General features: G+C 41.8%; 29 protein-coding genes. 12 read left to right on the top strand and 17 right to left on the bottom strand.

The features are described 5' to 3' along the window. The first annotated feature begins 5 nt into the window (after positions 1 to 5). Complete coding sequence (gene aat / locus ACNORC_RS01005; protein WP_418333714.1) at positions 6 to 644, top strand: leucyl/phenylalanyl-tRNA--protein transferase; 639 nt, start codon at positions 6 to 8, stop codon at positions 642 to 644. Here the strand turns inward: aat and ACNORC_RS01000 are convergent. The 7 genes from ACNORC_RS01000 to ACNORC_RS00970 form a co-directional block, all read right to left on the bottom strand. Further along, complete coding sequence (locus ACNORC_RS01000) at positions 637 to 1,215, bottom strand: DNA-3-methyladenine glycosylase I (protein WP_418333713.1); 579 nt, start codon at positions 1,213 to 1,215, stop codon at positions 637 to 639. The genes aat and ACNORC_RS01000 overlap by 8 nt on opposite strands. After that, a complete protein-coding gene (locus tag ACNORC_RS00995; protein WP_418333712.1) occupies positions 1,215 to 1,934 on the bottom strand; it encodes a hypothetical protein in 720 nt (239 codons plus the stop codon). Before ACNORC_RS00995 ends, ACNORC_RS01000 begins: the two co-directional genes overlap by 1 nt. Before the next feature lie 6 nt (positions 1,935 to 1,940). Further along, complete coding sequence (gene truB / locus ACNORC_RS00990) at positions 1,941 to 2,639, bottom strand: tRNA pseudouridine(55) synthase TruB (protein WP_418333711.1); 699 nt, start codon at positions 2,637 to 2,639, stop codon at positions 1,941 to 1,943. Between the two features lie 3 nt (positions 2,640 to 2,642). After that, positions 2,643 to 3,440, bottom strand: coding sequence for an undecaprenyl-diphosphate phosphatase (locus tag ACNORC_RS00985; protein ID WP_418333710.1), 798 nt, complete (start codon positions 3,438 to 3,440; stop codon positions 2,643 to 2,645). After that, the gene (locus ACNORC_RS00980; RefSeq protein ID WP_418333709.1) at positions 3,440 to 3,694 is read right to left on the bottom strand and encodes a DUF3098 domain-containing protein; all 255 of its coding nucleotides are present in this window, start codon (positions 3,692 to 3,694) and stop codon (positions 3,440 to 3,442) included. The genes ACNORC_RS00985 and ACNORC_RS00980 overlap by 1 nt, the downstream gene beginning before the upstream one ends. 138 nt (positions 3,695 to 3,832) lie before the next feature. Next, complete coding sequence (locus ACNORC_RS00975; RefSeq protein ID WP_418333708.1) at positions 3,833 to 4,207, bottom strand: GxxExxY protein; 375 nt, start codon at positions 4,205 to 4,207, stop codon at positions 3,833 to 3,835. Between the two features lie 29 nt (positions 4,208 to 4,236). Continuing rightward, positions 4,237 to 5,115 (bottom strand): cell division protein FtsX, encoded by an 879-nt coding sequence (locus ACNORC_RS00970; RefSeq protein WP_418333707.1) that lies wholly within the window; start codon positions 5,113 to 5,115, stop codon positions 4,237 to 4,239. Between the two features lie 150 nt (positions 5,116 to 5,265). Here ACNORC_RS00970 and leuS point away from each other — a divergent pair, with 150 nt between their 5' ends. Then, positions 5,266 to 8,097 carry a leucine--tRNA ligase gene (leuS, locus tag ACNORC_RS00965; RefSeq protein WP_418333706.1) on the top strand — a complete coding sequence of 944 codons (2,832 nt, stop codon included), beginning with the start codon at positions 5,266 to 5,268 and terminating at the stop codon, positions 8,095 to 8,097. A gap of 120 nt (positions 8,098 to 8,217) precedes the next feature. Beyond that, positions 8,218 to 8,904, top strand: coding sequence for a zinc metallopeptidase (locus tag ACNORC_RS00960; protein WP_418333704.1), 687 nt, complete (start codon positions 8,218 to 8,220; stop codon positions 8,902 to 8,904). A gap of 49 nt (positions 8,905 to 8,953) precedes the next feature. On the opposite strand, the gene ACNORC_RS00955 is transcribed toward ACNORC_RS00960, so the two are convergent. From ACNORC_RS00955 to ACNORC_RS00945, 3 genes are all read right to left on the bottom strand, one after another. After that, positions 8,954 to 9,469: a ferritin gene (locus tag ACNORC_RS00955; RefSeq protein ID WP_418333703.1), complete on the bottom strand. Its 516-nt coding sequence runs from the start codon at positions 9,467 to 9,469 to the stop codon at positions 8,954 to 8,956. Between the two features lie 91 nt (positions 9,470 to 9,560). Next, positions 9,561 to 9,875, bottom strand: a complete 315-nt coding sequence (locus ACNORC_RS00950; RefSeq protein ID WP_418333702.1) for a hypothetical protein — start codon at positions 9,873 to 9,875, stop codon at positions 9,561 to 9,563. 110 nt (positions 9,876 to 9,985) lie between these two features. Further along, the gene (locus tag ACNORC_RS00945; RefSeq protein ID WP_418333701.1) at positions 9,986 to 11,359 is read right to left on the bottom strand and encodes a saccharopine dehydrogenase family protein; all 1,374 of its coding nucleotides are present in this window, start codon (positions 11,357 to 11,359) and stop codon (positions 9,986 to 9,988) included. Between the two features lie 21 nt (positions 11,360 to 11,380). On the opposite strand from ACNORC_RS00945, the gene ACNORC_RS00940 reads away from it, so the two are divergent. Then, the gene (locus tag ACNORC_RS00940; protein WP_418333700.1) at positions 11,381 to 11,824 is read left to right on the top strand and encodes a DUF423 domain-containing protein; all 444 of its coding nucleotides are present in this window, start codon (positions 11,381 to 11,383) and stop codon (positions 11,822 to 11,824) included. 79 nt (positions 11,825 to 11,903) lie between these two features. Beyond that, positions 11,904 to 13,505: a phosphoenolpyruvate carboxykinase (ATP) gene (pckA, locus tag ACNORC_RS00935; RefSeq protein WP_418333699.1), complete on the top strand. Its 1,602-nt coding sequence runs from the start codon at positions 11,904 to 11,906 to the stop codon at positions 13,503 to 13,505. Between the two features lie 71 nt (positions 13,506 to 13,576). On the opposite strand, the gene ACNORC_RS00930 is transcribed toward pckA, so the two are convergent. After that, entirely contained in the window at positions 13,577 to 14,329 is a 753-nt protein-coding gene (locus ACNORC_RS00930; RefSeq protein ID WP_418333698.1) for a uroporphyrinogen-III synthase, read from the bottom strand. A 20-nt stretch (positions 14,330 to 14,349) separates the two neighbouring features. Continuing rightward, on the bottom strand, positions 14,350 to 15,009 hold the full coding sequence (locus tag ACNORC_RS00925; protein WP_418333697.1) for a DUF4271 domain-containing protein: 660 nt from the start codon (positions 15,007 to 15,009) through the stop codon (positions 14,350 to 14,352). A gap of 100 nt (positions 15,010 to 15,109) precedes the next feature. Between ACNORC_RS00925 and ACNORC_RS00920 the strand changes: the two genes are divergently transcribed. The 3 genes from ACNORC_RS00920 to ACNORC_RS00910 are packed head-to-tail and all read left to right on the top strand — an operon-like array spanning position 15,110 to position 17,681. Further along, positions 15,110 to 15,841, top strand: coding sequence for a polyprenol monophosphomannose synthase (locus tag ACNORC_RS00920; RefSeq protein WP_418333696.1), 732 nt, complete (start codon positions 15,110 to 15,112; stop codon positions 15,839 to 15,841). Continuing rightward, on the top strand, positions 15,841 to 17,181 hold the full coding sequence (locus ACNORC_RS00915) for a dihydroorotase (RefSeq protein ID WP_418333695.1): 1,341 nt from the start codon (positions 15,841 to 15,843) through the stop codon (positions 17,179 to 17,181). The genes ACNORC_RS00920 and ACNORC_RS00915 overlap by 1 nt, the downstream gene beginning before the upstream one ends. Beyond that, the gene (locus ACNORC_RS00910) at positions 17,181 to 17,681 is read left to right on the top strand and encodes a DUF4296 domain-containing protein (protein WP_418333694.1); all 501 of its coding nucleotides are present in this window, start codon (positions 17,181 to 17,183) and stop codon (positions 17,679 to 17,681) included. Before ACNORC_RS00915 ends, ACNORC_RS00910 begins: the two co-directional genes overlap by 1 nt. On the opposite strand, the gene ACNORC_RS00905 is transcribed toward ACNORC_RS00910, so the two are convergent. Further along, entirely contained in the window at positions 17,653 to 18,690 is a 1,038-nt protein-coding gene (locus ACNORC_RS00905) for an NAD-dependent epimerase/dehydratase family protein (RefSeq protein WP_418333693.1), read from the bottom strand. The two genes, ACNORC_RS00910 and ACNORC_RS00905, sit on opposite strands and share 29 nt — an antisense overlap. Before the next feature lie 82 nt (positions 18,691 to 18,772). On the opposite strand from ACNORC_RS00905, the gene tyrS reads away from it, so the two are divergent. Continuing rightward, positions 18,773 to 20,068 (top strand): tyrosine--tRNA ligase, encoded by a 1,296-nt coding sequence (gene tyrS / locus ACNORC_RS00900; protein ID WP_418333692.1) that lies wholly within the window; start codon positions 18,773 to 18,775, stop codon positions 20,066 to 20,068. Between the two features lie 127 nt (positions 20,069 to 20,195). Here tyrS and ACNORC_RS00895 read toward each other — a convergent pair whose 3' ends face one another. From ACNORC_RS00895 to ACNORC_RS00885, 3 genes are all read right to left on the bottom strand, one after another. Further along, on the bottom strand, positions 20,196 to 21,179 hold the full coding sequence (locus ACNORC_RS00895; RefSeq protein ID WP_418333691.1) for a LuxE/PaaK family acyltransferase: 984 nt from the start codon (positions 21,177 to 21,179) through the stop codon (positions 20,196 to 20,198). Between the two features lie 74 nt (positions 21,180 to 21,253). Beyond that, entirely contained in the window at positions 21,254 to 21,592 is a 339-nt protein-coding gene (locus tag ACNORC_RS00890) for a T9SS type A sorting domain-containing protein (protein WP_418333690.1), read from the bottom strand. A 165-nt stretch (positions 21,593 to 21,757) separates the two neighbouring features. Then, on the bottom strand, positions 21,758 to 21,883 hold the full coding sequence (locus ACNORC_RS00885; protein WP_418333689.1) for a hypothetical protein: 126 nt from the start codon (positions 21,881 to 21,883) through the stop codon (positions 21,758 to 21,760). A 254-nt stretch (positions 21,884 to 22,137) separates the two neighbouring features. On the opposite strand from ACNORC_RS00885, the gene ACNORC_RS00880 reads away from it, so the two are divergent. Further along, entirely contained in the window at positions 22,138 to 22,824 is a 687-nt protein-coding gene (locus ACNORC_RS00880) for a response regulator transcription factor (RefSeq protein WP_418333688.1), read from the top strand. Beyond that, the gene (locus tag ACNORC_RS00875; RefSeq protein WP_418333687.1) at positions 22,824 to 23,921 is read left to right on the top strand and encodes a sensor histidine kinase; all 1,098 of its coding nucleotides are present in this window, start codon (positions 22,824 to 22,826) and stop codon (positions 23,919 to 23,921) included. Before ACNORC_RS00880 ends, ACNORC_RS00875 begins: the two co-directional genes overlap by 1 nt. Here ACNORC_RS00875 and ACNORC_RS00870 read toward each other — a convergent pair. After that, positions 23,841 to 24,899, bottom strand: a complete 1,059-nt coding sequence (locus tag ACNORC_RS00870) for a glycosyltransferase (RefSeq protein WP_418333686.1) — start codon at positions 24,897 to 24,899, stop codon at positions 23,841 to 23,843. The two genes, ACNORC_RS00875 and ACNORC_RS00870, sit on opposite strands and share 81 nt — an antisense overlap. 68 nt (positions 24,900 to 24,967) lie before the next feature. On the opposite strand from ACNORC_RS00870, the gene trmB reads away from it, so the two are divergent. Continuing rightward, positions 24,968 to 25,642, top strand: coding sequence for a tRNA (guanosine(46)-N7)-methyltransferase TrmB (trmB, locus tag ACNORC_RS00865; RefSeq protein ID WP_418333685.1), 675 nt, complete (start codon positions 24,968 to 24,970; stop codon positions 25,640 to 25,642).

Below are 25,642 nucleotides of genomic sequence, written 5' to 3'. Positions count from 1 at the left end.
GCTGCTTGAAATATTTAGCCCCAGATGAAGATTTTCCACCGGTAGAATCGGCCAATTCGCTGGGACTTCTGGCATTTGGGGGTGACCTGTCCCCACAGCGACTTATTACCGCTTATAAAAGAGGGATCTTTCCCTGGTATGACAGCTCTCAGCCTATCTTGTGGTGGAGCCCCAACCCGCGCATGGTCCTTTTTCCCGAGCACCTTAAGATCTCAAAGAGTATGAAACAGCTGCTCAAAAAAGACATTTTTGAGGTCACTTATAATCAGGATTTTGAAAGCGTGATCAATGCATGTGCGACAGTGGAACGTGGGGAGCAGGAAGGAACCTGGATCACTCCTAAAATGAAGAAAGCGTACCTGGAGCTGCATGAAATGGGTCTGGCGAGTTCCGTCGAGGTTTGGGAAGAGGGGAAGTTGGTGGGCGGACTTTATGGCATTTACATGAAAGACAAAAAGATCTTTTGCGGTGAAAGCATGTTCACCAAAGTGAGCAATGCCTCGAAATACGGATTCATAAAATTCGTGCAGAAACTTCAACAAGAAGGAATAAAATTGATCGACTGCCAGGTCTATACTGAACATCTGGCGAGTTTGGGTGCTGAAGAAATTCCGAGGGAAGAGTTCCTGAAATATCTTAAGTAAGCTTTTTCACCTCAGGGTGCCGGAAACAATCGACCTCATGGTCATTGACCATTCCGGTGGCCTGCATATGGGCATAGACCACTGTTGGTCCCACAAATTTAAAACCTCTCTTTTTAAGGTCCTTACTAATGGCAATACTGAGATCAGTTTTAGCAGGTGCTTCTTTATAACTTTGTAGATCGTTTTGCAGCGGTTGCCCGTTTACAAAGGACCAGATGTATTCTGAAAAAGAACCAAATTCCTGCTGTACTTCCATGAAAGCAGCGGCATTGGCCACACTCGCCCGTATCTTTTGTTCATTCCTGATAATTCCGCTGTTTTGTAGCAGCTCCTGGATCTTTTCTTCGGAATAATCTGCAATTTTTTTGTAGTCGAATCCGTCAAAGGCTTCCCTGAAATTTTCCCTTTTCCGAAGAATGGTGATCCAGCTCAATCCCGCCTGAAAGGTTTCAAGTATTAAAAATTCAAAAAGAGGCTGGTCTTCAAAAAGGGGAACTCCCCATTCAGTATCGTGGTAGGCTTCATAGAGGGCATCGCCTTCACACCAGCCGCAACGGTTCTTTTTTTCCATTAATCCTGAAAATAAAAAGTTATGGTTCCCGGTTGTCTTTTTCTACCGGAAGCCCTGTTAAATCTTGCACCCAGGGCATATTCTATTGCCTGGTCCACCAGGCATTCATTGCTGGAATTGGAACTCGATTTATTTATTTTTGCCTCCAGCACTTCCCCAAATTCGTTTACTTCAATATTGACAACAATTTTTCCGGAACTGTCACAGGTATAGACCGGATTGGGAATTTCTACAGCCTTTCGGCCCACAAGGGAAAATGAAATAGAACTGTTCCTGATGGTACTGTTCTGGGAGGAAAGCTCTTCAGAAGCATTATTGCCCTGTGAACTCTTCTTGCGTTCCTCCTCTTTGTTTTGAGAAATATTGTATTCTCCACGTGAAGATTCAGAAGCTTCATTTTCAGCTTCCTCCTGCTGTGCCGCATTTTTTTTGAAGATTTCCTCAAGGCGGGATTCGAATTCCTCCTGGGTTTCTTCCTCGTTTTGATTGAAAGCCTGGTGGGTTTCCAGTTTGGGGCGTTCTTCTTCGGGCGGAGTTTCTTTTTCCTCCGGCTGTTGCTGTTCTTTTGGTTCTTCTCTTCTTAGATTGCTCAGTTCGATCAATGTCTCCCTTGCCTTTTTGTTGGAATTGGCAATATTGATATTATACATGGAGAGCAGTAAGATCGAGAAAAGCAGAACCGTAATTATGAGTGCTTTATGTTCCTCGAAAAATCCCATTTTTGACTAATCTTCCGCAGAAAGATACTCATTTACAAAAGAATCTATTGTAAGAGCATCTTCTACAAGGTAATCTCCGATCCGGGTGCGGCGCAGAGCTGAGAGATGAGCGCCGGTTTGCAATTCTTTCCCAAAATCATGGGCAAGGCTGCGAATATAAGTGCCTTTGCTGCATACCACTCTAAAAGCCACTTTCGGAAGGGAAATATCTGTTATTTCAAATTCTGAAATCTGCACTTTTCGTGCCGAAATGCTTACTTCCTCTCCATTTCTGGCGTACTCATAAAGGCGTTTTCCATCCTTTTTTAAGGCTGAAAATACAGGAGGTAACTGCTGAATGTCACCCAGAAAGGCCTCTGTGGCTTTGTATATGTTTTCTTCTGTAAGATGATCAATAGGGAAATTTTGATCAACTTCAGTTTCGAGATCGTAGGAAGGAGTTGTGGCACCGAGAGTAAAGGTTCCGGTGTATTCTTTTTCCTGCCCCTGAAGATCCTCTATTTTTTTAGTGGCTTTGCCCGTACAAATGATTAACAATCCGCTGGCGAGCGGATCAAGCGTTCCCGCGTGGCCCACCTTGATCTTTTTGATCTTAAAATTCTTCCTGATCAGCCAACGAACCTTATTTACCAATTGAAAGGAAGTCCATTCGAGTGGTTTGTCAAATAAAAGTATCTGTCCGGCTTTAAATTCTTCTTCCGTCATAATCTAAGCATAAGCATATTCGTAGGTAATCGCAATAATTCCGACGATAAAACAATAGACGGCGAAATAGGAAAGTTTACTTTTTCGTACCAGGTCTATCATCCAGGTACAGGCGGCGAAACCGGCAATAAATGCAGCAACGAATCCGGCAAAAAGAGGAACGGTAGAGACCGTGGTTTCCATGAGATCCCCGCTCATGACATCTTTGGCGATCTTTCCGAAGATAAGTGGCACAACCATAAGGAAGGAGAAACGAGCTGCCCTGGTCTTATCATTTCCGAGGAGTACAGAGGTGGAAATTGTGGCTCCACTGCGGGAGATTCCCGGTAAAATGGCAATTGCTTGCGAAACTCCGATTACAAAACCGTCGACATAACTAACGGGTTTTCCTGTGCTCTTAGCCTTATCTGCCAGCCATAAGAGTACGGCAGTAATGAGAAGCATAAAACCGACGAAGGTGAGATTACCTCCAAAAAGGGATTCCAGTTCTTCTTCAAAAAAGAGGCCTACCAGAGCGGCAGGCACCATGGATATTATGATCTTAAGTGAAAACTTCGTCTCTTCGTTCCATTTAAAGGCAAAAAGTCCGCGGAAGATTTCAGCAACATCCTTTCTGAAGACAACAATGGTGCTCAGTGCAGTTGCGAAATGCAGGACTACCGTGACCATCAATGATTCTTCAGGAATACTATTGTCACCCAGTATAGCTTTGGCTATTTCCAAATGACCGCTGGAGGAAACCGGTAAAAATTCAGTTAAACCCTGGACGATACCAAGGAATACAGCATCAAAAATGTCCATTACTTACGGGGGTTGAGCAGAATGGCGTAGACTTCAATGGCAAAGCCCAGAAGAACAAGGGCTGGTGCAACGCGAATCCGCCGAATATTATAGATCTCTTCATTGAAGACATTCGGGTCATCACTGCCGCCTCCGGCCATAAGTATGAAGCCGAGGGCAATAACTGCAAGGCCAATTCCCATCACTATATAGTTCTTCTTTTCAAAAACAAAATTTAGATCCTGTTTGTGAAGAGGTTTTTTGTTCTTATTCATTTCTTTAGTTTTCTTAGCCACGGGTTATTTCTTTTAATCACTGTTCTTAGCCACGGATTCACGAATATCTTTTTATTCGTCACAAATTTAATGACTATATATTAATTCCTTTCCGCCTTTCGAATTCTCTCTTCGATTTTAAAGAATTATCCTGTGATGTATTAATTTGTCAGCTTCAAAATTTGCCAGAATAGCCAATTTAAGTTTGGAAATTTTAAGATAATTCAGGCACTGTGCAAAATAAGTCTCATGTAAATGAGAAGCAGATTTCAGTTCCAGAATAATTTTATCGTCAATTACGAAATCAGCAAAGAAATGATGAGGTAAAACAGTGTCCTTGTAATTTACCAGAAACTTCTTTTCTCTTTGATAAGGTATATTCCTCTTCTTAAATTCGTATTCAACAGCATCGGCATAAACTACTTCCAGAAAGCCACCTCCCAATTCATTGTGAACGTCGAAAAGAACACCAATGAGTTCATAAGAAAGTTCTTTATACAGGAGATCTCCCATAAACTATTAGTGCATCTGTGGCTTAAAAATTAATAATACAACTCATCGGTCTTTAGATTCAGGAACCGCTGAGTTGCAAAAAAAGTACTCAACCAGGTTATAATGATCCCCATTAGAAAAACTCCCACAAAAAGAGCGATCAAAAGGCTCGCATCTGTAAACAGCTCCAACTCTGGGAAGCTTTTGTCCATGTAATACAGCACAGCTCCCATTCCTATTAATGCCAATACTGCCCCAATCATTCCCAGTTTTACACTTTTCCAGATAAAAGGTCTCCGGATAAATGTTTTAGTCGCACCTACCATCTGCATGGTCTTTATTATAAATCTCTTGGAATAAACTGAAAGTCGTATCGAGCTGTTGATCAAAAGAACGGCTATAAAAGTAAAGATCCCACTTATTACCAGCACCCAAAAGCTAATACGGGTGACATTTTCATTGAGCAAAGAGATAAGCGGTTTATCATAGACCACCTCATCTACAAAACTTTTTGCTGTCATTTCTTCAGCGATCTGATCCACCTCTCCCGAACTAATATAATCAGCTTTAAAGTAAACATCAATAGAATTCTGAAGCGGGTTGTAACCCAGGAAATCCATGAAATCTTCGCCTATGTCCTTGCTGTGAGCTTCTGCCGCTTCTTCTTTGGAAACAAAGGTGACAGATTTGGTGTATTCGGCCAGGGCAAGGCTTTTATTGAGTTGATCTATTTCTACTTCTTTGGCTGTATCTTTCAAATAAATGGTAAGAGCGATCTGCTCTTTGAAGTGATCAGCTATCTTTTTAGTGTTCAGCACCAAAAGTCCGAGTAACCCAAGTAAAAAAAGAACCAGTGCAATACTGATGACAACAGAAAAATAGGAAGAAATCAAGCGTCTTTTTTGATACTTTTCGAAGGATGAACTCATACGTGCAGGTTGGTAAATTTGTGTAAAAATAAGAAAGTAATCATTCCTATTCTTTAAAACGCCCAAACTTTTCACTTTCGTACATTAAACGTATTTTTGCCCTTTCCGAAGACCTTTTTGGGAATTTTAATCTAGAGATGCTGAATTGACATGCGATACAACTTCAATCAAATAGAAAAGAAGTGGCAGGAGTATTGGGCCAAAAATCAGACTTTTAAAGCTGATAACCATTCTGACAAACCAAAATATTACGTGCTTGACATGTTTCCTTACCCTTCGGGAGCGGGATTACACGTGGGGCACCCGCTGGGATATATTGCCAGCGACATCTATGCCCGTTTCAAAAGGCATAAAGGTTTCAATGTGCTGCACCCTCAGGGTTATGATAGTTTTGGCCTTCCCGCAGAGCAATACGCTATTCAAACCGGGCAGCATCCCGCTCTCACCACTGAGCAGAACATCAAACGCTATCGTGAGCAGCTCGACCAGATAGGGTTTTCCTTCGACTGGAGCCGTGAGGTGCGCACCAGCGATCCTCATTATTACCAGTGGACACAGTGGATCTTTATTCAACTTTTTGACTCTTGGTACGATGTTGATGCCGATAAGGCCAGACCTGTTTCTGAACTGGAGGAGATCTTTGCTGCGGAAGGAAATTCCGGAGTAAATGCGGCCTATGATGAAGATGTAGAGGAATTTACTTCGACAGCATGGAATAAATTTTCTGCGGAAGAAAAACAGGAACAACTACTTAAATACCGACTTACTTACCTTGCTGAAACGGAAGTGAACTGGTGCCCTCAACTGGGAACGGTGCTGGCCAATGATGAAATAGTCAATGGGGTTTCCGAAAGAGGGGGCTACCCGGTGATCAGGAAAAAGATGACCCAGTGGAGTATGAGGATTTCGGCTTATGCTGAAAGGCTGCTGCAGGGACTGGAGAAGATCGACTGGACAGAAAGTTTGAAGGAGAGTCAGCGCAACTGGATTGGAAAATCGGTGGGAGCGACTGTAAAGTTCAAAGTTCAGAATTCAGAGTTAAGTGAAAAGGACAGTTGGATAGATGTGTTCACCACGCGGCCTGACACCATTTTCGGGGTAACTTTTATGACCCTTGCTCCAGAACACGAATTGGTGCAAAAGATCACTACTGCCGAACACAAAGCTGAGGTAGACGCTTATATTGAAGCTACCGCAAAGCGCAGCGAACGGGAACGTATGGCCGATGTGAAGACTATCTCCGGAGTTTTTACCGGGGCATATGCTGAACATCCATTCACTAAAGAACCGGTACCGATCTGGATCGGGGATTATGTGTTGGCAGGCTACGGAACGGGAGCTGTAATGGCTGTACCCTGTGGAGACCAACGCGACTATGATTTCGCAAAGCATTTTGATCTACCCATACGGAACATTTTCTCCAACGTAGATATTTCTGAAGAAGCTTTTTCCGGGAAAGAAGGAACAGTGATCGCGAATTCCGATTTTCTTGACGGGTTGGAATATAAAGAAGCACTTAACCGTGTGATTCTTGAACTGGAAAAGATCGGACAGGGAAAAGGTAAGACCAATTACAGACTGCGTGATGCTGTTTTCAGCAGACAGAGGTATTGGGGAGAGCCGTTCCCGGTTTATTATGTAAACGGAATGCCGCAAATTATCGAAAAAGAGCATTTGCCGTTAAGGCTTCCGGAAGTTGAAAAATACCTGCCTACCGAAACCGGTGAGCCTCCATTAGGAAATGCTACCGAATGGGCGTGGGATACTGAGAAGAATAAAGTAGTGGAAAATTCAGCTATTGATCACAAGACTGTTTTTCCACTGGAACTAAATACTATGCCGGGCTGGGCCGGAAGTTCCTGGTACCTGTTCAGGTATATGGATGCGGGTAATGAAGAAAAATTCGTGTCAGAAGAAGCCCAGCAATATTGGCAGAATGTGGACCTGTATATTGGAGGAAGCGAGCACGCGACCGGACACCTGCTGTATTCCCGCTTCTGGACCAAATTCCTTTATGACCGTGGATTCCTTACTGTCGATGAGCCGTTCAAAAAGCTGATCAACCAGGGGATGATCCTTGGAACCAGTGCCTTTGTTTATCGCCTGGAAGGGGAGAACAAATTTGTCTCCAAGAATTTGATCGGGGATAGATCTGTGCAGCCTATCCACGCAGATGTGGCTTTGGTGAATGCTTCAGATGAACTGGATATTGAAGGCTTTAAAAAATGGCGTCCTGAGTTTGCCGATGCTGAATTCCTTACTGAAGAAGATGGCAGTTACAAAGTAGGCCGGGAAGTTGAGAAGATGTCCAAGTCGAAGTATAACGTGGTGAATCCTGATGACATCTGTGAGAATTTTGGAGCAGACACCCTAAGAATGTATGAAATGTTCCTGGGACCACTGGAGCAGGCGAAACCCTGGAATACAGCCGGAATCACCGGAGTTCACAGCTTCTTGAAAAAACTTTGGAAGTTGTATCAAAACGGAGAAGACTTTGAAGTTTCTGACGAAAAGCCTTCCGCAGATTCTTTGAAGACTCTGCACAAGACCATTAAAAAGGTTACCGAAGATATTGAGAACTTCAGTTTTAATACTTCAGTAAGTACCTTCATGATCTGTGTCAATGAACTGACAGCTCAAAAATGCAATTCCAGAGATATTCTTGAGCCGCTGGCAGTCCTAATCGCGCCGTATGCGCCTCATATTGCAGAAGAGCTTTGGCAGAAACTAGGCCATGACAGCTCGGTGGCTATGGCAGAATATCCGGTATATGAGGAGAAATACCTGGTAGAAAGTACCAAGCAGTACCCTATTTCTTTTAACGGAAAGATGCGGTTCATGCTAGAACTTCCGCTGGATATGAGCAAAGAAGAGATCGAGAAGGCTGTTTTGGAGAATGAAAAGACTCAGCAGCAACTTGATGGCAGGCAGCCAAAGAAAGTCATAGTTGTGCCCGGTAAGATCGTTAATATTGTAGGATAAGAAACAGGGTTCTTTCTTAAGCCGCAGCAGCAGAAGGATGACAGAATTTCCGAAAGTTATACTTCATTAAAATTGGCTGGATTTTTGTTTATAGATTAGCACCTTAAAATCTAAGAAACTATGATGGGATATTATTTAATTGCCATTCTCATTTTTATTGTGAGCCTGTATGTGAGCAATAAACTAAAAAGCAAATTCAAGCACTATTCAAAAGTGCACCTTCAAAATGGGATGAGTGGTCGTGAGATCGCTGAAAAGATGTTACAGGATAACGGGATCTATGACGTGAAGGTCATTTCTACTCCCGGAATGCTGACAGACCATTATAACCCTGCAAAGAAGACTATAAATCTGAGTGAGGCTGTTTATACACAGCGTAACGCGGCAGCAGCTGCTGTTGCAGCACACGAATGCGGACACGCCGTACAGCATGCAAAGGCTTATAGCTGGTTAAAGATGAGAAGTCAACTGGTTCCGGTGGTAAGTGTCGCTTCAAGATTTTCCCAATGGGTGATCTTTGGTGGGCTAATGTTAATGGCTACTACGGCTATGGGAAGCACCGTGCTTTTAATCGGAATTATCATGTTTGCCCTGGGAACTCTGTTCAGTTTTATCACCTTACCGGTAGAATATGACGCCAGTAAAAGAGCATTGGTCTGGCTCGAGTCTTCAAATATGCTGAACTCGCAGGAACATAAGGCTGCAGAAGATTCTCTTAAATGGGCTGCACGTACCTATGTGGTAGCTGCAGTGGGATCTTTGGCAACACTCCTTTATTTCCTCAGCATTTATATGGGAAGGGACTAAGAGAAAATAAGATATTAAAAAAGGCGCTTTTTAGCGCCTTTTTTTGTTTCTATTCTCCGTGTTTAACACGTTCATCGATGAGCTTGAGAGCAATGCCATCGGTACCCATAAGATCGAACATTTCAAGGATCCGGCGAATCTGGTTCTCTTCTTCCATTTGTTCATTAACGAACCATTGAAGGAAGTGTTCAGAAGCGAAATCCTGCACTTTTCGGCACTTAGCTACAATATTGTTGATAGATTTTGTAATGGCTATTTCCTGGTCAAGAGCAGATTCAAAGATCTCCTGCAGGGAATTGAAGTCGTGCAAAACGTTATTTACTTCGGGGGAATAAGCTGTTCCTCCATTTTCATTTATAAAGCGGAAGATCTTCAGCATATGTTCTCTTTCCTCGGTTGATTGCTTATAAAAGAATTCTGCGCTGCCGGTGAGTCCGTTGTGGTCACACCAGGAAGCCATAGCCAGGTAGGCCGCAGAAGAATGTGCTTCTTTGGATATCTGCTCGTTGAGCATATCCATAATGTCTACGTTAATTCCTAATTTTTGACGAACTATATCTTTCATGTCTTTTCGGTTTTCCTCTAAAATTACGGAAAAGAAAGTGTTTTTCACTTGTTTCGGTGAAATTTAGAGGCAATCTAAAGATAGGAAAATCTTAAGGCTGGGTAACCAGGGTATTCAGCTCCAGTACTCCAAAAGTAGCTTTAAGCAGTTGCTTTAGATCAATAATCTGAAGGGTATCAAGGATAAACAAGTGTTCCCGGTTGCAAAGGGTAAGAATTTCGATGCCGTTGTAATTAAGATCCTTGTCGAAATGAGAGCTGAGATCAATAGCTTTTACCTTCTGCCGTATAGATAGCAACTGGCATAAGGTGAGCTTTACCTGCTTGTGACCAAAGTCGATGTAGAAGCATCGGTCCAGGTCACACTGGTAGGAGGCGAAATAATATGATTTGTACAACAGGTTCATTCCAGGGCAAATGTAAACCTTAATTAGAATTGTTCCAAATAAAGAACAGGAGAAGATGTGAAAAAATGACATTTCTCATATCCCCTCCTGATAAAGATCTAATCCTCTTCTTAACTTCCTACTTCCCCGTAAGGGTTGTAACCCATATATTCCTTCTCTTCTTCCCGGAAAACAATTCCATTTTCGGCAAGTTCCTTTAAAATTGGATCATATACTTCCTTAGTAATTGGCAGCTGTACTCCCGGAGTTGTAATTGTACCGTTCAGGATCTTGAGCGCGGCAATAGCCACGGGAAGACCCACTGTTCTTGCCATGGCCGTTTCCTGTTGGTCTTTTCCAATATTCACCATAGTGGCATCTATTTGTTTTTTCTCCCCGTTGATCTCGTAACCAAACTTGTGGTACATCACGATCATATCTTTGTCTTCGGGAGCCAGGTGCCATTTGTCCAATAATATCTTCTGAAGGATCTCTGCCGGCGTCGCATTTTTGAGTCCAACTTTTTTGTCCGGATTAAAAATGTCAAGCTCAAGCAATTTATCCCACATAATATCATCCTGATCGATCTTCAGGTTATGTCTTACCTTAAGTTCTACGGAATCTGTTGTGGAATACGGAAGAAATGAATTCACAAAATCGCGGTAGCTCATCTCTTCGGAATTCTCCATGGTATAACTGTCATCTGTCATCCCTAATTGAACGAACATGTTCCAGGCCCTGCTGAAGCCTACTCTCCTGATGGTTCCCCTGTAAAGGGTTAAAACATCATCCAGTCCATAGATGCTTTTATACTTCAGTGAGTTTCTGTTGGCGTACACCTCAAATTTCCCATAGTCTTTGACCTCAATGAATTCTGTCCTTCTAAAAAGGCGGTTGTATGGGATGTATTTGAATTTTCCTTCCTGAAGGAATTTTGCAACTCCGCCCTGTCCTGCTACTACCACATTTCGAGGATTCCAGGTGAATTTGTAGTTCCAGAGGTTGGTGTCGCTTTCGGGAGCCACAAGTCCACCGGTAAAGGATTCAAAAAGGAGCATTTTCCCGCCTTCTTCCCTGATGCGGTCAATCACCTGCATCGCGCTCATGTGATCTATTCCTGGATCTACCCCAATTTCATTCATGAATACCAGGCCTTTTTCTTTCACTTCATCATCGAGCTGCTCCATTTCTTCGCTGATATAGGAAGCTGTCACCATGTTCTTTCCGAACTGCACGCAGTCTTTTGCCACTTCTACGTGGAACCTTGCAGGGAGCATAGAGATCACAATGTCAGCATCTTTAACCGCTGCCTGTCTTTGCTCTTTATTGAAGATATCAAGAGCTACCGGTTTTGCATTGGGATGACCATTGGCTATTTTAGTGGCATTTTCAAGGACCAGGTCGGCAATTACCAGCTGGAGATTTTCTGAAGTTGATTTTTTGAGTAGATAATCTATTAGAACTGCTGTAGACTTTCCTGCGCCTACAATTAGAATTTTTCGCATAAAGGATAAGTTGTAAGTTTGTTGTTTGTTTGGATAACGAATGTACTTAATTGCAGGCGTCTTAAAAAATTTAGTATGGACAGGAAAGTATTAATTTCAGGGGCTTTGTTTGGTTTGATCGCTATTATTTTGGGGGCATTTGCCACCCATGGATTAAAAAGCCTGCTAACTGCTGATGCAATTCTGACTTTTGAAACCGGGGTTAAATACCAGATGTACAGCGCTTTATTTCTGCTGTTTTTGGGCGGAATTCCTGTGACATCGGAAAAAGTTAAAAAAATCTGTTTCTATTTAACAGTGGTGGGAGTGATCCTTTTTTCCGGATCGATTTATTTTCTGGCGACGAATTCTCTTACATCATTTGATTTCAGGACTATCGGATTTATTACTCCAATAGGCGGAAGTTTGATAATAATCGCATGGATTGTCCTGTTAATCAGCTTTATTAAGTTAAAAAATAAATAAAAGAAATCCTCTCCCGCTGTTTCTTTCTAAGTTTTTCTACTTTTGTTCCCCTAAAGATAAACACACAACTAATTATTTTATGTTGGCTAAAAAACAAATTACGAAAACGATTGCGCTGGAAAAATATGGCATTAGAAACGCTGAGGTTCAATACCAGTTGTCTCCAGAAGAGCTACATGACATCACTATTGAAAAAGGGCAGGGGGTTGAAGCTTCTTCAGGAGCTCTTGCTGTTAACACGGGTGAATTTACCGGACGCTCTCCTAAAGACCGTTTCATTGTAAAGGATAATATCACAAAAGATAAAGTGTGGTGGGGAGATATTAATATTCCTTTTGATCCTGAAAAATTTGATGCTCTTTATGAAAAAGTCGTGGATTACCTATCGGGAAAAGAGGTTTTTGCCAGGGATTCTTATGCCTGTGCCGATGAAAAATACAGATTGAACATCAGGGTCATCAATGAATATCCATGGTCCAATCTTTTCGCATACAATATGTTCCTTCGTCCAAACCAAGAAGAACTAAAAAATTTCAAGGAAGACTGGCTCGTGGTGAACGCCCCGGGATTCAAGGCAGATCCGGAAGTAGACGGAACCCGTCAGGATAATTTCGCAATACTTAACTTCACTAAAAAGATAGCACTTATTGGAGGAACCGGTTATACCGGAGAGATCAAAAAAGGGATCTTCTCTGCGCTTAACTTTATACTACCGGTAGATAAAAATACTTTGCCGATGCACTGTTCGGCAAACGTGGGAGATGACAATGATACTGCCATCTTTTTTGGACTTTCCGGAACAGGAAAAACCACTCTTTCTGCAGATCCTGAAAGAAAATTAATTGGTGATGATGAACATGGCTGGACAAAAGAGAATCGCGTTTTCAATTTTGAAGGTGGATGCTACGCTAAAGTTATTAACCTTACAGAAGAGAACGAACCGGATATTTTTAGAGCTATTAAACCCGGAGCAATTCTTGAGAATGTGATCCTTGACGAGAATGGAGATGTTGATTTCAGCAACACCGACATCACTCAAAATACAAGGGTGAGTTATCCTATTTATCATATTGACAATATTCAGAATCCATCCATAGGAGAAAATCCGAAGAATATATTCTTCCTTACCGCTGATGCTTTTGGGGTTTTGCCTCCAATCAGTAAACTTACTCCCGGCCAGGCTGCTTACCACTTTATAAGTGGGTATACTGCCAAGGTTGCGGGTACTGAAGCCGGAGTAGATGAGCCGGTTCCAAGTTTTTCAGCTTGTTTTGGTGCTCCATTCATGCCGCTTCACCCAACAAAATATGCCGAGATGTTGAGTGCCAAGATGAAAGAAAATAATGTGAATGTTTGGCTGGTCAACACTGGCTGGACCGGTGGTCCTTACGGAGTTGGTTCAAGAATGAAATTGAGGTATACTCGTGAGATGATATCTTCTGCTCTTGAAGGCAAATTGGATAACGTTGAATTCCAGAACCACCCGATCTTTGGATTGGCTATGCCGGTGGAATGTGAAAATGTACCTTCAGAAGTGCTAAATCCACGAAACACCTGGAAAGACAAAGAAGCTTACGATAAGAAGGCTCAAACACTTGCCGATTCCTTCCAGAGGAATTTCGCGAAGTTTGAAAAGCAGGCAAATGACGAGATAATGTCTGGTGCGCCTACTGCTTCATAATTTAGATTAAAGTTGATAGAATGAAAAAGCCGGCAATTGCCGGCTTTTTTACTTTAAAAGGAGAACCTAATTTAATGTGGTTTTTTGTTCTGCTCCTTAATATATTTTTCAAGTGCCATTGTCATGGAAGGAGTTTCGGGCGTTGGAGCCTGAATGTTCACAGTCAGGCCGTGTTCTTTTGCTGCCTTAACCGTGGTATTTCCAAATACAGCGATTTTTGTGTCATTTTGTTTGAAGTCAGGGAAGTTCTCAAACAGAGATTTGATTCCGCTGGGGCTAAAGAAAACCAATACGTCATAAAATACTTCTCTTAGGTGGGATAGATCACTGACCACAGTTTTATAGAAAACTGCCTTTTTCCAGTCCACTCCCAGTTTGTTCAATGTTTTAGGGACATCCGGCTTCAGCATATCTGAAGAAGGAAGTAAGAATTTTTCATTCTTATATTTCTTGATAAGTGGAGAAAGTTCTGCAAAAGTCCTTTTTCCAACATAGATCTTTCTTTTTCGGTACACTACATACTTCTGTAGGTAATAGGCTACTGCTTCACTTTGGCAAAAATACTTCAAAGTGTCAGGCACTTTATATCTCATTTCTTCAGCAATTCTGAAGAAATGGTCTACTGAATTACGACTTGTAAGGATAATAGCAGTGTATTGGGAAAGGTCAACTTTTTGTTGTCTCACATCCTTCGAAGAAACACCTTCGACATGAATAAAAGGAATGAAGTCAATCTTGACTTTTTGTTTTTCTTCAAGATCAAAATAAGGGGAATTTTCAACCTTCGGTTCGGGCTGAGAAACCAAAATTGTTTTCACTTTCATATACTTTTCTTTAATTCGCCTTACAGCTTTGTAATTAGCTTATATAAAATAAAATAAGGTCCAATTTCGAGTGCGCAAAGATACAAAATAAAATAGAACCAATGGTTCAAAATGTATTGCTGATTTTTCTGATAAACGCTTGCGAGCGTTATCATGTTCATTAGTAGAATTATACCAAGAACGACGTACAGGGCCAGTAGGGAAGGTTGCCAGACGTACACAAAAGTAATGCAAACTGGCAAAAGAATCAAAGCCATAAAGTTCCTATAGCTTAATTTATAGAAAAGATAGTAGTTGATCTTGTCATCAACAGCTATTATGTTGGCTATGATCTTCTCCAGGGAAAATTTCAGAAGTATAAAAGCAGCATAGGCTGTAACAATTCGCAGGAATAAGATCTGTGACCTGTCACCCGAAGCTGCGGAAAGTGCATTGAAAAAGATAAAAATGAAAAGTCCGGCAGAGATAACATTGACCGTGAACAGCAGGATATTGAAGGGATGAAAAATGTTCGGGTCCTTACCTTTTAGCAGCAGGTACTTATCTGTGGCAAACAGCATGACAAAATGGGAAAAGCGCTGGGAAAAAGCCATTTTTGCCACCACGATCAACACGAAAGCCAATAGTAGCAGGATGGTGATCCAATCTTGTGAAACCGCACTTCTTTCTATAGCTTCCAAACAATAAATTTTCCACAAAGGTAAAATATATACGATTAAAAGCAGTGGGAAAACTGAATTGTAAACTTTAAAAATAGTTACATTTGTCCAAAAGATTTTTATGCCAGATGGGATTGTTGTAATACCCACCTATAACGAAAAAGAGAACATCGAGAGGATCATACGAAATGTTTTTTCTCTCCAGCGCAATTTCCATATTTTGGTGGTTGATGACAACTCTCCCGATGGGACGGCAGCAATAGTTAAAGATCTGCAGGCCGACTATGAAAATCGGTTACACCTGATAGAGCGAACAGGAAAATCGGGATTGGGAACGGCATATATTGCCGGATTTAAATGGATCCTGGAAAAGGAGTATAAATACATCTTCCAGATGGACGCCGATTTCTCCCATAACCCGAATGATCTAATCAGGTTATATAATGCCTGCAAAAGGGATGGTGCAGATGTCGCAATTGGTTCCCGTTATAAAACGGGGGTTAATGTAGTGAACTGGCCCATGAGCAGAGTTTTACTATCCTGGATGGCTTCTAAATATGTGCGGCTTATAACAGCAATGCCCATTGAAGACACAACAGCGGGATTTGTTTGTTATAGAAGAGCAGTACTGGAGCGTATTCACCTGGACCGAATAAAGTTCGTGGGATATGCCTTCCAGATCGAAATGAAATTTAAAGCCTATTTGGCAAAGTTTAATATAATTGAGGTTCCGGTAATTTTTACTGACAGAACCCGCGGAACTTCTAAAATGAGCGGCTCCATTATCTGGGAAGCAGTTTTTGGAGTAGTGAAAATGAAATTTTACAGTCTGTTTAATAAGATGACAATATAATGAAGAAGGTACTTATAAAGAATGCACGAATTGTCAATGAAGGCTCCATAATTGAGGGCGACGTTTTCATAGAGGACGGAATAATCACGGAGATTGCATCCAGTATCAGTGCCAAATCTGCCAACCTCAGTATCATTGATGCTGAAGGGACTTATCTGTTGCCCGGTTTGATCGATGATCAGGTTCACTTTAGAGAGCCAGGGTTAACGCACAAGGAGACCATAGAATCCGGGTCAAAGGCCGCTGTGGCAGGAGGTATAACTTCGTTCATAGAAATGCCAAACACTCAGCCGCAGACAACCACTATTGAACTACTTGAGGAAAAATTCAAGCTAGCAGAGAAAACTTCTTACGCCAATTACTCCTTCATGTTTGGCGGGACGAATGACAACCTGGAAGAGATAAAAAAAATAGATCCCAAAAATGTAGCTGCACTTAAATTATTTCTTGGGTCCTCAACCGGAAACATGCTGGTTGATGACGAGAAGGTCCTGGAAAAGATCTTTAAAGAATCTCCTGTTTTAATAGCAGCTCATTGCGAAGACGAAAAAACGATCCAGAAGAACCTGAAGGAATGTGTGGAGCGATATGGTGATGATATTCCAATTGAACTTCACCCGAAAATCAGGAGTGAGGAAGCTTGTTACCTTTCTTCTTCAAGGGCAGTGGCACTGGCTAAAAAGACCGGGGCCCGTCTCCATGTATTTCATCTCTCCACAGCTAAGGAGCTGAAACTTTTTGACAACAAGAAGAATTTAAAAGATAAGCAGATCACTGCAGAGGTATGTATCCATCATTTATGGTTCAATGATGAGGACTATGCTAAGAAAGGAACCTTTATTAAATGGAATCCTGCCGTTAAAACGCAAAAGGATCAGGAAGCTCTTTTGAAAGCATTGATTGAGGACAAAATTGATGTTTTGGCCACAGATCATGCACCTCATACCCGGGAAGAAAAAAAGAATGTTTACACAAAAGCCCCGAGTGGAGGACCATTGGTGCAGCATGCTCTGCCTGCTATGCTGCAACTTCATCATCAGGGGAAAATCTCTCTTGAGAAGATAGTTGAGAAGATGTGCCATAACCCGGCCATTCTTTTCCAGATCGAAAAAAGAGGATTCATCAGGGAAGGTTATAAGGCCGACCTGGTGCTGGTTGATCTAAATGCTCCATGGGCTGTGCAACCCGGAAATATTCTGTATAAATGTGGTTGGTCACCTTTTGAAGGAACAACATTCAAATCTCGTGTGACGCACACTTTTGTCAATGGAAATCTTGTGTATCGTAACTTCCAGTTTACCCCGTTCACCAAAGCTGAAAGGCTCAAGTTCGACCGGTAATGAAAAGATTGACTTCCGTTTTACTATTATTGGTGCTTTTGATCTCCTGTCAGGATATCAAAAAATCTCCTAAACCTGAAAATCTTATCTCTGAAGATAAGATGGTCGAGATTTTGACAGATCTCGCACTTCTTCATGGGGCTCGGAGTTATAATAAGAACCTTCTCCAGGAAAAAGGAATTATTCCTTCAGAATACATTCGGGAGAAATACAATATTGACAGTACCCGGTTTCGTATAAGTAATAATTACTATACCGAAAATTACAAGCAGTACCAGAAAATGTATTCCCAGGTGAAAGAAAATCTGGAGCAATTGCGTGTAAAATATGACAGTATTCGGGAACAGGAGGAAGAGAAGCAGGATTCTATCAGAAGAATCATTAGGCGCGATACTATGAGTCCGGAGCTGAAAAGAAAGAAAGATTCTCTGGTGAAGAGTATATCAAAGCTGGAATTAATCCCGGAACCTCTTAAGAATCCAGATTCTTTGGATCAGTAATATCCTTTTTAAAGAATTCCCCTGTCTTTTCTATCACTTCTTTCATTGGTGTGTAGGTGAAATTCAATTCTCTGCTGAGTTTTTCTCCCGAATAGATCGTAGTTTCAAAAAGGGAAGATGCTGATTTTCCGGTAACCTGTTTTTCTTTTCCAAAGAAAAAGGAAGCGATCTCCTGATAGATCCAAAAAATGTAGATCATCCAGGGTTTTAATTTTTTAGACGGTGCCGGTTTCTGAAGACTTTTAGCTACCAGTTCAAAAAGGTGTTTAAAAGAAATGTTTTCCGAAACCACAATGAACTGTTCATTCTTTATTGGAGAGGCCATTAACTTCACGCAGGCTTTTACTACATCATCGACTCCCACAAAACCGGTGGTTTTGGTAAAGTAGTATTTGAGTCCGTTAGCCAATCTCTTAAAGATTAGACCGCTGCCACTGTCCCAAAAGCCGGGGCCGATGATAACTCCCGGATTGACTATCACTACAGGAATTCCTTCCTGGCTCGCCCGCCAGACTTCCATTTCAGCGCCGTATTTCGTGATGGCATACATATTATGATCAAGCTCTTTGTTCCAGTGGGACTCTTCGGTAATTACCTTTTCTCCTGGTTTTTGGTCCAGGGTGGCCACGGAACTTACAAAACATAATTTTTGGACCTTTTCTTTGATGCAGAAGTTTACCACATTGGCAGTGCCCTCGATGTTTGTCTTCCGTAGGGCAGTATCTTTAGCGTCATCAAATGAGATCAAAGCAGCACAGTGATATACCCGATCGACATCCAAAAATGCCTTTTTTAAGGCCGGTACATTTGTAATGTCGGCCTCTATCCATTCTATTGAATTGAATCGGGAGAGGGCTTCCTCCTGTGGAGTATAGTAAGAAAAAACCTTCTTTACGGCTTCGAGGCTCTTCTTGCTGCGGTAAATAGCACGGATATTTTCTCCCGATCCCGAAAGATCGAACAGTAAATGAGAGCCCACTAAACCAGTGCCACCGGTAACTAGAATCATAGGGTAAATATAGGCAAATCCACTTAGGAAAAATGAAGGTTTATGGTATCTTTACGGCTGTTTTTACTTCAAAAGAATAATCATGAGCAAGAATTTTGTAGAAGAATTGACCTGGAGAGGAATGGTGCACGATGTAATGCCCGGCACTGAAGAACATTTACAGGAAAAGATGCGGGCAGCCTATGTGGGGATTGATCCTACGGCCGATTCTCTTCATATTGGCCATATGGTAGGGGTGATGATGCTGAGACACCTGCAGTTGTGCGGCCATAAACCTGTAGCTCTTGTTGGAGGAGCTACGGGAATGATTGGGGATCCTTCAGGGAAATCAAATGAACGGAACCTTCTTGACGAAGCCACTCTTCTTCATAACCAAAATGCGATCAAAGCCCAGCTGGCAAAGTTCCTTGATTTTGAAAGCGATGCTGAAAATGCTGCCGTTCTGGTGAATAACTACGACTGGATGAAAAATTTCAGTTTTCTAGAGTTCATTAGGGATGTGGGAAAACATATCACTGTGAATTATATGATGTCTAAGGACAGTGTGAAAAAAAGGCTTTCTTCAGACGCTTCCGAAGGAATGTCATTCACAGAATTCACTTACCAACTGGTGCAGGGATATGATTTTCTGCATTTGTTCAGAAGCCTTGATTGCACTTTGCAAATGGGCGGAAGTGACCAGTGGGGAAACATCACCACAGGTACAGAACTCATCCGAAGGATAGGTGATGGAAAGGGCTATGCTCTTACCTGCCCATTGATCACTAAAGCTGACGGTACAAAATTCGGAAAGACAGAATCAGGAAATATTTGGCTCGATCCGGCGCGTACTTCTCCTTATAAGTTCTATCAATACTGGCTGAATACCAGCGATGAGGATGCCGAGAGATTTATCAAGATCTTTACCTTTTTGCCAAAGGAGGAAATTGAGAGCCTGGTGGCACAACATAAAGATGCGCCTCACCTGAGACAACTTCAGAAAAAGCTGGCCGAGGAGATCACAGTAATGGTTCATTCCAGAGAAGATTATGACAATGCTGTAAAAGCCTCTGAAGTCCTCTTCGGAAAAAGTACCGCTCAGGATTTGAAAAATCTCAATGAAGCTACATTTTTGGATGTCTTTGAGGGAGTACCTCAGGCAAAAGTAGACCGTGAGGATGTGGAACAGGGATTAGATATGGTCGCAGCACTTTCGGCCAAGACCGATTTTCTCAAATCTAACGGGGAAGCAAGAAGGGCTCTAAAAGAGAATTCAATCTCTGTTAATAAAGAGAAGGTTTCCGAAGATTATACAATTACGACCGATGACTTGTTGAACAACAAATATGTGATTATTAACAAAGGGAAGAGGAATACATATATAATTAGGGTAGAATAAAAAACCCCCTTGTGCCGGGCGGCGCTAAGGGGGCTTCTAACTAACCAACCAATTATGAAAACATAATCTAACCACTTGTTAAGTCGCCTAATTATCAAATCCTTACAAGTGGTTTAAAATTTTTTTGTTAAAAAACCATAAGATTACACCCGCGAATATCGCTGTTGTCGAAACGGCCCAGTATCTCTAGCTTTCCGTCGCCTAATTTTTTTCCGAGATCCTGTGTGGCGATGAAAGAACAGGAAAAAATATTTGCCAGATCAATTACATTTAAGCCTCCAGACTTTCCTTCAGGGAGTAAAGTTTGAGCATCTTCGGGATCCCGCACCAGAACCTGCATCCAGGGAGGACATTCAAAAATGCCATTTCCGAAGGAATATGCCTGCGAAAGCAATTCGGTCATCCCATATTCGCTGTGGATAACGGGGACTCCAAAACCTTTTTTAAGAACCTCATGAAGTTCGGTGCGTATCATTTCTTTGCGGCGGCCCTTCATTCCCCCGGTTTCCATCACGATCGTGTGCTTTAAGCTGAAAGTATATTTTTCTACAAGGTCCAACAGGGCGAAAGAGACGCCGATTAGTAATACTTTTTGTTGTTTGGATTCCAGATAGTCGAGTTTTTCTTTTAAGGAGTCGAGATCATGCAGGTAAAAACCACTGTGCGGATTTCCACTCCGATTGATTATATCTTCTACCATATAAATAAGAGAAGAGCCTTCGCGCTCCAGGTAAGAAGGCAACAGGGCCAGCACGGCATAATCCTCAATATTTCCGTAGAAATTTTCGAACCCTTTTCTAAAACTCTTTTTATAAACCTCAAGGTCGATAACCTCATGTTTACTGGTCTGCATCCCGGTGGTCCCACTACTTGTGAAAATTATTACAGGATCTTTTTCAGAAGATATTATTGAATGGGACTTAAAGAATTCGATTGGGAGAAAAGGGATCTCTTCCAATTCCTTTACTTCGGATGGATCTATATTCAGAAGATCACAAAATTGCCTGTAGACCTTATTGTTGGAATACTGAAATTTAAAAGTCTGAAGAGCCAGTTTCCTGAAATCTTCCGGACTTTGAATTGAAAAAATATCGGAGATCCTGTGTGTCATAGTAATTGATGGCACAAAGGTACAGAAAAGGCTATTTTAAAAGAGTGTTGTATTTAGAAGATGTTTCGAAGGAGTTACCGGACTACCAGTTTGCGGGTAGCAGAACTTTTTCCTTCCTGGATCTTCATGATGTAAACACCTGGATCCAGAGTAGAAATATTCAATTCGTTCCCTACCAGATTAGCAACCAGAACATTCTTCCCGAGAACATTATAGATCTCGATCTTCTTTGGTTTATTATCTTTAGTAGTAACAAAAACCTTCTGCCCCGAAGCAGGGTTAGGGTATATAGAAAGCCCTTCAATGGGGACTTCTTTTGCTGCTGTCTCCACTGAAGATACTTGAGCATTAGCCGGATTTGCGAACAGCAAAAGGCCAATGATAAGTAAGGGGTACAAGTAGAGTTGTTTCATTTTCAGCATTGTATTGGATCAAAATTACAATAAAAAATTCAAAAACCAGACCAGAAATTCCATAGCAAAACGTTAAATATTACCTTTAATACAATAAAATAAAAAAGGCTACCGTTGGGCAGCCTTTTTTATAATCACAATTTTATCTGGCTAATTGGCAGTCTTTTATAAAGATGCGTTGATCCAGGTCCATGCCGTAAGATCGATCTTTGTACCCAGATTGTAGGCCGCATTAACTACTGCTGAAGCACCATCTATCTTAACATTTGTTAGTGCTCCGCCATCCTTCATATCTAAATTTCCCTTAAGTCATAGAACTAACTTTTAAGCTGTAACAGACTACTCCCAAGCCGCTAAATTTTGGTGGTGTGTAACCCACGATTAAAGATTTGATAATTTTTAATTTACATAGAAGGCAAGAGAAAAGCCTTTTTTTGTAAAATTATAGAGGAGGCAGGTTCGGGGAAAAGTTTCCTCATCAGGCGTCTGGAAAGGCGGTTTTGGTTTAATTTCTTTATCCGATATTTGTAATAATATAGAGTGAAATGAAAAAAAAGGACATTTGTATACTGCTGGTAGATGATGAACCGGATATTCTGGAAATAATCAGTTATAATCTCTCTGCGGAAGGTTATAATGTCATAACGGCCGAGAATGGCAGGGAAGGTTTAAAACTTGCCAAAAAAGAAAGGCCCCAGCTAATTATTCTGGACGTAATGATGCCCGGAATGGATGGGATCGAGGCCTGTGAACAAATGCGCAAACAACCGGAATTGAATAACACTGTAATTACTTTTCTCACTGCCAGGGGTGAAGATTATTCTCAAATGGCAGGTTTTGATGCCGGTGCAGATGATTATATTACCAAACCTATAAAACCGAAGATCCTCACCAGCAAAGTAAAAGCCCTGTTGCGAAGATTCCGGGATACCGATTCAGGAAAATCTGATGTTCTCACCGTTGGTGATCTGGTGATCAATCGGGAAGAATACAAGGTCATTAAGAATGACGAGGAGATAATGCTTCCACGGAAGGAATTTGAACTACTTTATTTACTGGCTTCCCAACCCGGCCGTGTTTTTAAGCGGGAAGAGATCATGGAAAAAGTGTGGGGTGATGACGTGGTGGTAGGCGGTCGTACCATAGATGTGCATATCCGAAAGCTTCGAGAGAAGATTGGAGATGAAAGTTTCCAGACCATTAAAGGTGTGGGATACAAATTTGTAAGTTAATGGCAACAAGTTTTCGCAGATCCTACAGGTTTGCCCTCAAGACTTCACTGTACTTGACCCTCTTTCTTACACTTTTTTCTGCAGGGTTTCTGGTGGTTGCCAAAAGCTTTTCACTCGAACTCATTGTGATCTATGCTTTATCCTGTTTTATTTTCTCTTTTTTGATCATTCAGTATCGGGTGGAGTTCTTCATTTACAAGAAGATCAAGAAGATCTATGAAGACGTGAGTCTGCTGAATTCTTCCGGAATTGATCCTGAAGAAATGACTACTACAGACATGGCAACGCTCTCCCGGGAAGTGGCAAAATTTGCCGAAGGTAAAAAACTGGAGATCGAAGCTCTGCAACTTAGGGATACCTACCGGAAGGAATTTATGGGAAACATTTCCCATGAATTAAAAACTCCGCTTTTTACCGTACAGGGATATATTGAAACGCTGCTCGATGGCGCCATGAAAGATAAAAAGGTGCGGAAAAAATATTTGGCGCGCGCCGGAAAAGGAGTGGACCGCCTTATCTATATCGTCAAGGACCTTGATATGATAACCAAACTGGAGACCGGGGAGCTCAGTTTGAACAAAGAGGAATTTGATATTGTAGAATTGATCCAGAATGTGTTCGACCTGCTCGAGATGAAAGCGGCAAAAAAGAACATCACCCTTTCTTTAGATAAACATTATCCGCCTACAATGGTCTTTGCTGACAGAGACCGAATTCAGCAGGTGCTGACAAATCTTATCGTGAACTCCATCAAATATGGTAAGAATGATGGCGCTACAGAGATAAGTATTGAAGACCTTTCAAAGAATAAGATCATTGTCCGTGTGAATGACAATGGCGAAGGGATAGAGAAAAAGCATATTGGCCGACTTTTCGAGCGTTTCTACAGAGTTGACAAAAGTGGTTCCCGAAAAGAAGGAGGCTCAGGTCTAGGGCTGTCTATTGTAAAGCATCTTTTGGAAGCTCATAATGAAAGGATCTATGTAGAAAGTACTTTTGGAGTGGGAAGTGAATTCTCATTTACCCTCAAAAAGGCCAAAAAGACTGCTCCGGTCAAATCCAAAACCGGTGTCCTGCAAAGCTGGGTATTCTTTTAATTTTTCCAGTTTTTGAATAGCGAACTCTTCTTGCTGACAGAAAGGAGCCATTTCCTGCTTTTGTAGACGCTTGGCCAGATATTGCTGTTCAGGTTGTCCCGGAGTGGGAATGAAAAATGCCTTTTTTTGAAGCTTAGCCAGATCCATTAGAGTGGTATAACCCGGACGGGAAATGATCACCTCACTGCTATTGAGTGCTTCTTCCAAATCTGCCCCCAAAAGCAAATTTTTGATGCTGATATTCGGGTTATTGTTTTCAAGTTCCTCTTCGGAAAAAATACCCCTTACAAAAAGCACTTTTTGAGTGGTATTTCTGAAGCTCTTCAGCAAGATATCTTCCAGCAGGCTGCGCTGAGGTTCAGGCCCGGAAAGCAATACCATATAATCAAATACCTTCAGAAAAGGCCTTTTTTGGAACCTGCTCAAAATGCCGATATATTTCAGGTTTCCTCTCCTCTTTTTGAGGTGTCCGAGAGTTCCGCTGAGGTTGATCTTCCCCGGACTGTCGGGGATCCAACATTGATCAAATTTCTGAATGGTCCTTTGATGAATTCTACTGGTTAAAAAAGTGGTCGCTCCCGAAAGTACATGCAGCTGGTGAGTTATGTAGACGCTGGGAACTGCTTCGGAATACACTCCAAAACGATTATCAGAAATTATTCCGCAGAAATCCTGATCCTTTAAAATGGCAGCTGTTGCTTTTTTTTCCCGTTCTATCGTTTTCAGAATGTGTGGCAGCTGTAGAAGGAGTTGCCATTTCAGATTTTTGCCCTTTTTGGAATACCTGATGTTGTAGGCGGGTAATTCTATAGTTTGAAACTGCGGAAATTCCTTTTTTAGAAGCTGCAGAGCCGCTCCATCTGAAGCCAGTACGGGTTCATAACCATTTCTCTCCAGATCCCGAATTATGGGAATGCATCGGGTCGCGTGACCCAGGCCCCAGTTAAGGGGAGCGACGAGAATTCTCTTAGTTCGCATAAACCAAAACTATCATGACCGGCCTGTGGAGGATTTTAGTTATTTTTGGCAAAATATTAAATTTTCAGGTGGGAAGTAAGAATAAACTTAAGCGGTTCAGGGAAAATGAGACTTTTTCTAATGTTATCCAACCAACACGGGAGGAAATAATGGAAGGAAAGTTTCAGTACAGAGGCAGGTGGAATAAAGATTTTTTCAAAAAAGATCAGCCCCTGGTCCTGGAACTTGGTTGCGGAAAGGGAGAATACAGTGTTGGACTGGCAGAAGCCTATCCTGAAAAGAACTTTTTGGGTATTGATATCAAAGGTGCCCGTTTCTGGAGAGGTGCAAAGACTGCCCTGGAAGAAAACCTCGATAATGTTGGATTTTTGAGAAGCCAGATCGAATTGATCGACCTGCTCTTTGGTGAAAATGAGGTCGACGAGATCTGGATCACTTTCCCCGATCCACAGATCAAATACAAACGCACCAAACACAGAATGACCAATTCTGAATTCCTTCAGAAGTACAAAAAGGTCCTTAAGCCTGAAGGAGTCATCAACCTGAAAACCGATAGTGAGTTCATGCATGGTTATACCCTTGGCCTCCTTCACGGTGAAGGCCACGAGGTGCTCCATGCCAATCACAATGTCTACAGGAACGAAGGTGCGCCCAAAGAGGTGACCGGTATTCAGACTTTCTACGAAAAACAGTACCTTGAACAAGGAAAACCTATAACCTACATTAGGTTTAAAGTCAAATAA

The sequence above is a fragment of the Salinimicrobium soli genome, from assembly GCF_048323655.1.
Taxonomy (GTDB): domain Bacteria; phylum Bacteroidota; class Bacteroidia; order Flavobacteriales; family Flavobacteriaceae; genus Salinimicrobium; species Salinimicrobium soli.
Note: the sequence above shows the minus strand (reverse complement) of the source record. Positions and strands in the feature narration are given on the sequence as shown.

Coding starts and splice junctions, on each gene's coding strand:
- ACNORC_RS00950 (WP_418333702.1), bottom strand. CDS start 9,875: ATGAACCTGTTGTACAAATCATATTATTTCGCCTCCTACCAGTGTGAC.
- ACNORC_RS00915 (WP_418333695.1), top strand. CDS start 15,841: ATGAAGAAGGTACTTATAAAGAATGCACGAATTGTCAATGAAGGCTCC.
- ACNORC_RS00910 (WP_418333694.1), top strand. CDS start 17,181: ATGAAAAGATTGACTTCCGTTTTACTATTATTGGTGCTTTTGATCTCC.
- ACNORC_RS00970 (WP_418333707.1), bottom strand. CDS start 5,115: ATGAGTTCATCCTTCGAAAAGTATCAAAAAAGACGCTTGATTTCTTCC.
- ACNORC_RS00875 (WP_418333687.1), top strand. CDS start 22,824: ATGGCAACAAGTTTTCGCAGATCCTACAGGTTTGCCCTCAAGACTTCA.
- ACNORC_RS00885 (WP_418333689.1), bottom strand. CDS start 21,883: ATGAAGGATGGCGGAGCACTAACAAATGTTAAGATAGATGGTGCTTCA.
- ACNORC_RS00890 (WP_418333690.1), bottom strand. CDS start 21,592: ATGAAACAACTCTACTTGTACCCCTTACTTATCATTGGCCTTTTGCTG.
- ACNORC_RS01000 (WP_418333713.1), bottom strand. CDS start 1,215: ATGGAAAAAAAGAACCGTTGCGGCTGGTGTGAAGGCGATGCCCTCTAT.
- ACNORC_RS00975 (WP_418333708.1), bottom strand. CDS start 4,207: ATGGGAGATCTCCTGTATAAAGAACTTTCTTATGAACTCATTGGTGTT.
- ACNORC_RS00880 (WP_418333688.1), top strand. CDS start 22,138: ATGAAAAAAAAGGACATTTGTATACTGCTGGTAGATGATGAACCGGAT.
- ACNORC_RS00960 (WP_418333704.1), top strand. CDS start 8,218: ATGATGGGATATTATTTAATTGCCATTCTCATTTTTATTGTGAGCCTG.
- tyrS (WP_418333692.1), top strand. CDS start 18,773: ATGAGCAAGAATTTTGTAGAAGAATTGACCTGGAGAGGAATGGTGCAC.
- ACNORC_RS00955 (WP_418333703.1), bottom strand. CDS start 9,469: ATGAAAGATATAGTTCGTCAAAAATTAGGAATTAACGTAGACATTATG.
- ACNORC_RS00895 (WP_418333691.1), bottom strand. CDS start 21,179: ATGACACACAGGATCTCCGATATTTTTTCAATTCAAAGTCCGGAAGAT.
- ACNORC_RS00945 (WP_418333701.1), bottom strand. CDS start 11,359: ATGCGAAAAATTCTAATTGTAGGCGCAGGAAAGTCTACAGCAGTTCTA.
- pckA (WP_418333699.1), top strand. CDS start 11,904: ATGTTGGCTAAAAAACAAATTACGAAAACGATTGCGCTGGAAAAATAT.
- ACNORC_RS00980 (WP_418333709.1), bottom strand. CDS start 3,694: ATGAATAAGAACAAAAAACCTCTTCACAAACAGGATCTAAATTTTGTT.
- truB (WP_418333711.1), bottom strand. CDS start 2,639: ATGACGGAAGAAGAATTTAAAGCCGGACAGATACTTTTATTTGACAAA.
- ACNORC_RS00870 (WP_418333686.1), bottom strand. CDS start 24,899: ATGCGAACTAAGAGAATTCTCGTCGCTCCCCTTAACTGGGGCCTGGGT.
- ACNORC_RS00985 (WP_418333710.1), bottom strand. CDS start 3,440: ATGGACATTTTTGATGCTGTATTCCTTGGTATCGTCCAGGGTTTAACT.
- ACNORC_RS00930 (WP_418333698.1), bottom strand. CDS start 14,329: ATGAAAGTGAAAACAATTTTGGTTTCTCAGCCCGAACCGAAGGTTGAA.
- ACNORC_RS00995 (WP_418333712.1), bottom strand. CDS start 1,934: ATGGGATTTTTCGAGGAACATAAAGCACTCATAATTACGGTTCTGCTT.
- ACNORC_RS00905 (WP_418333693.1), bottom strand. CDS start 18,690: ATGATTCTAGTTACCGGTGGCACTGGTTTAGTGGGCTCTCATTTACTG.
- leuS (WP_418333706.1), top strand. CDS start 5,266: ATGCGATACAACTTCAATCAAATAGAAAAGAAGTGGCAGGAGTATTGG.
- ACNORC_RS00920 (WP_418333696.1), top strand. CDS start 15,110: ATGCCAGATGGGATTGTTGTAATACCCACCTATAACGAAAAAGAGAAC.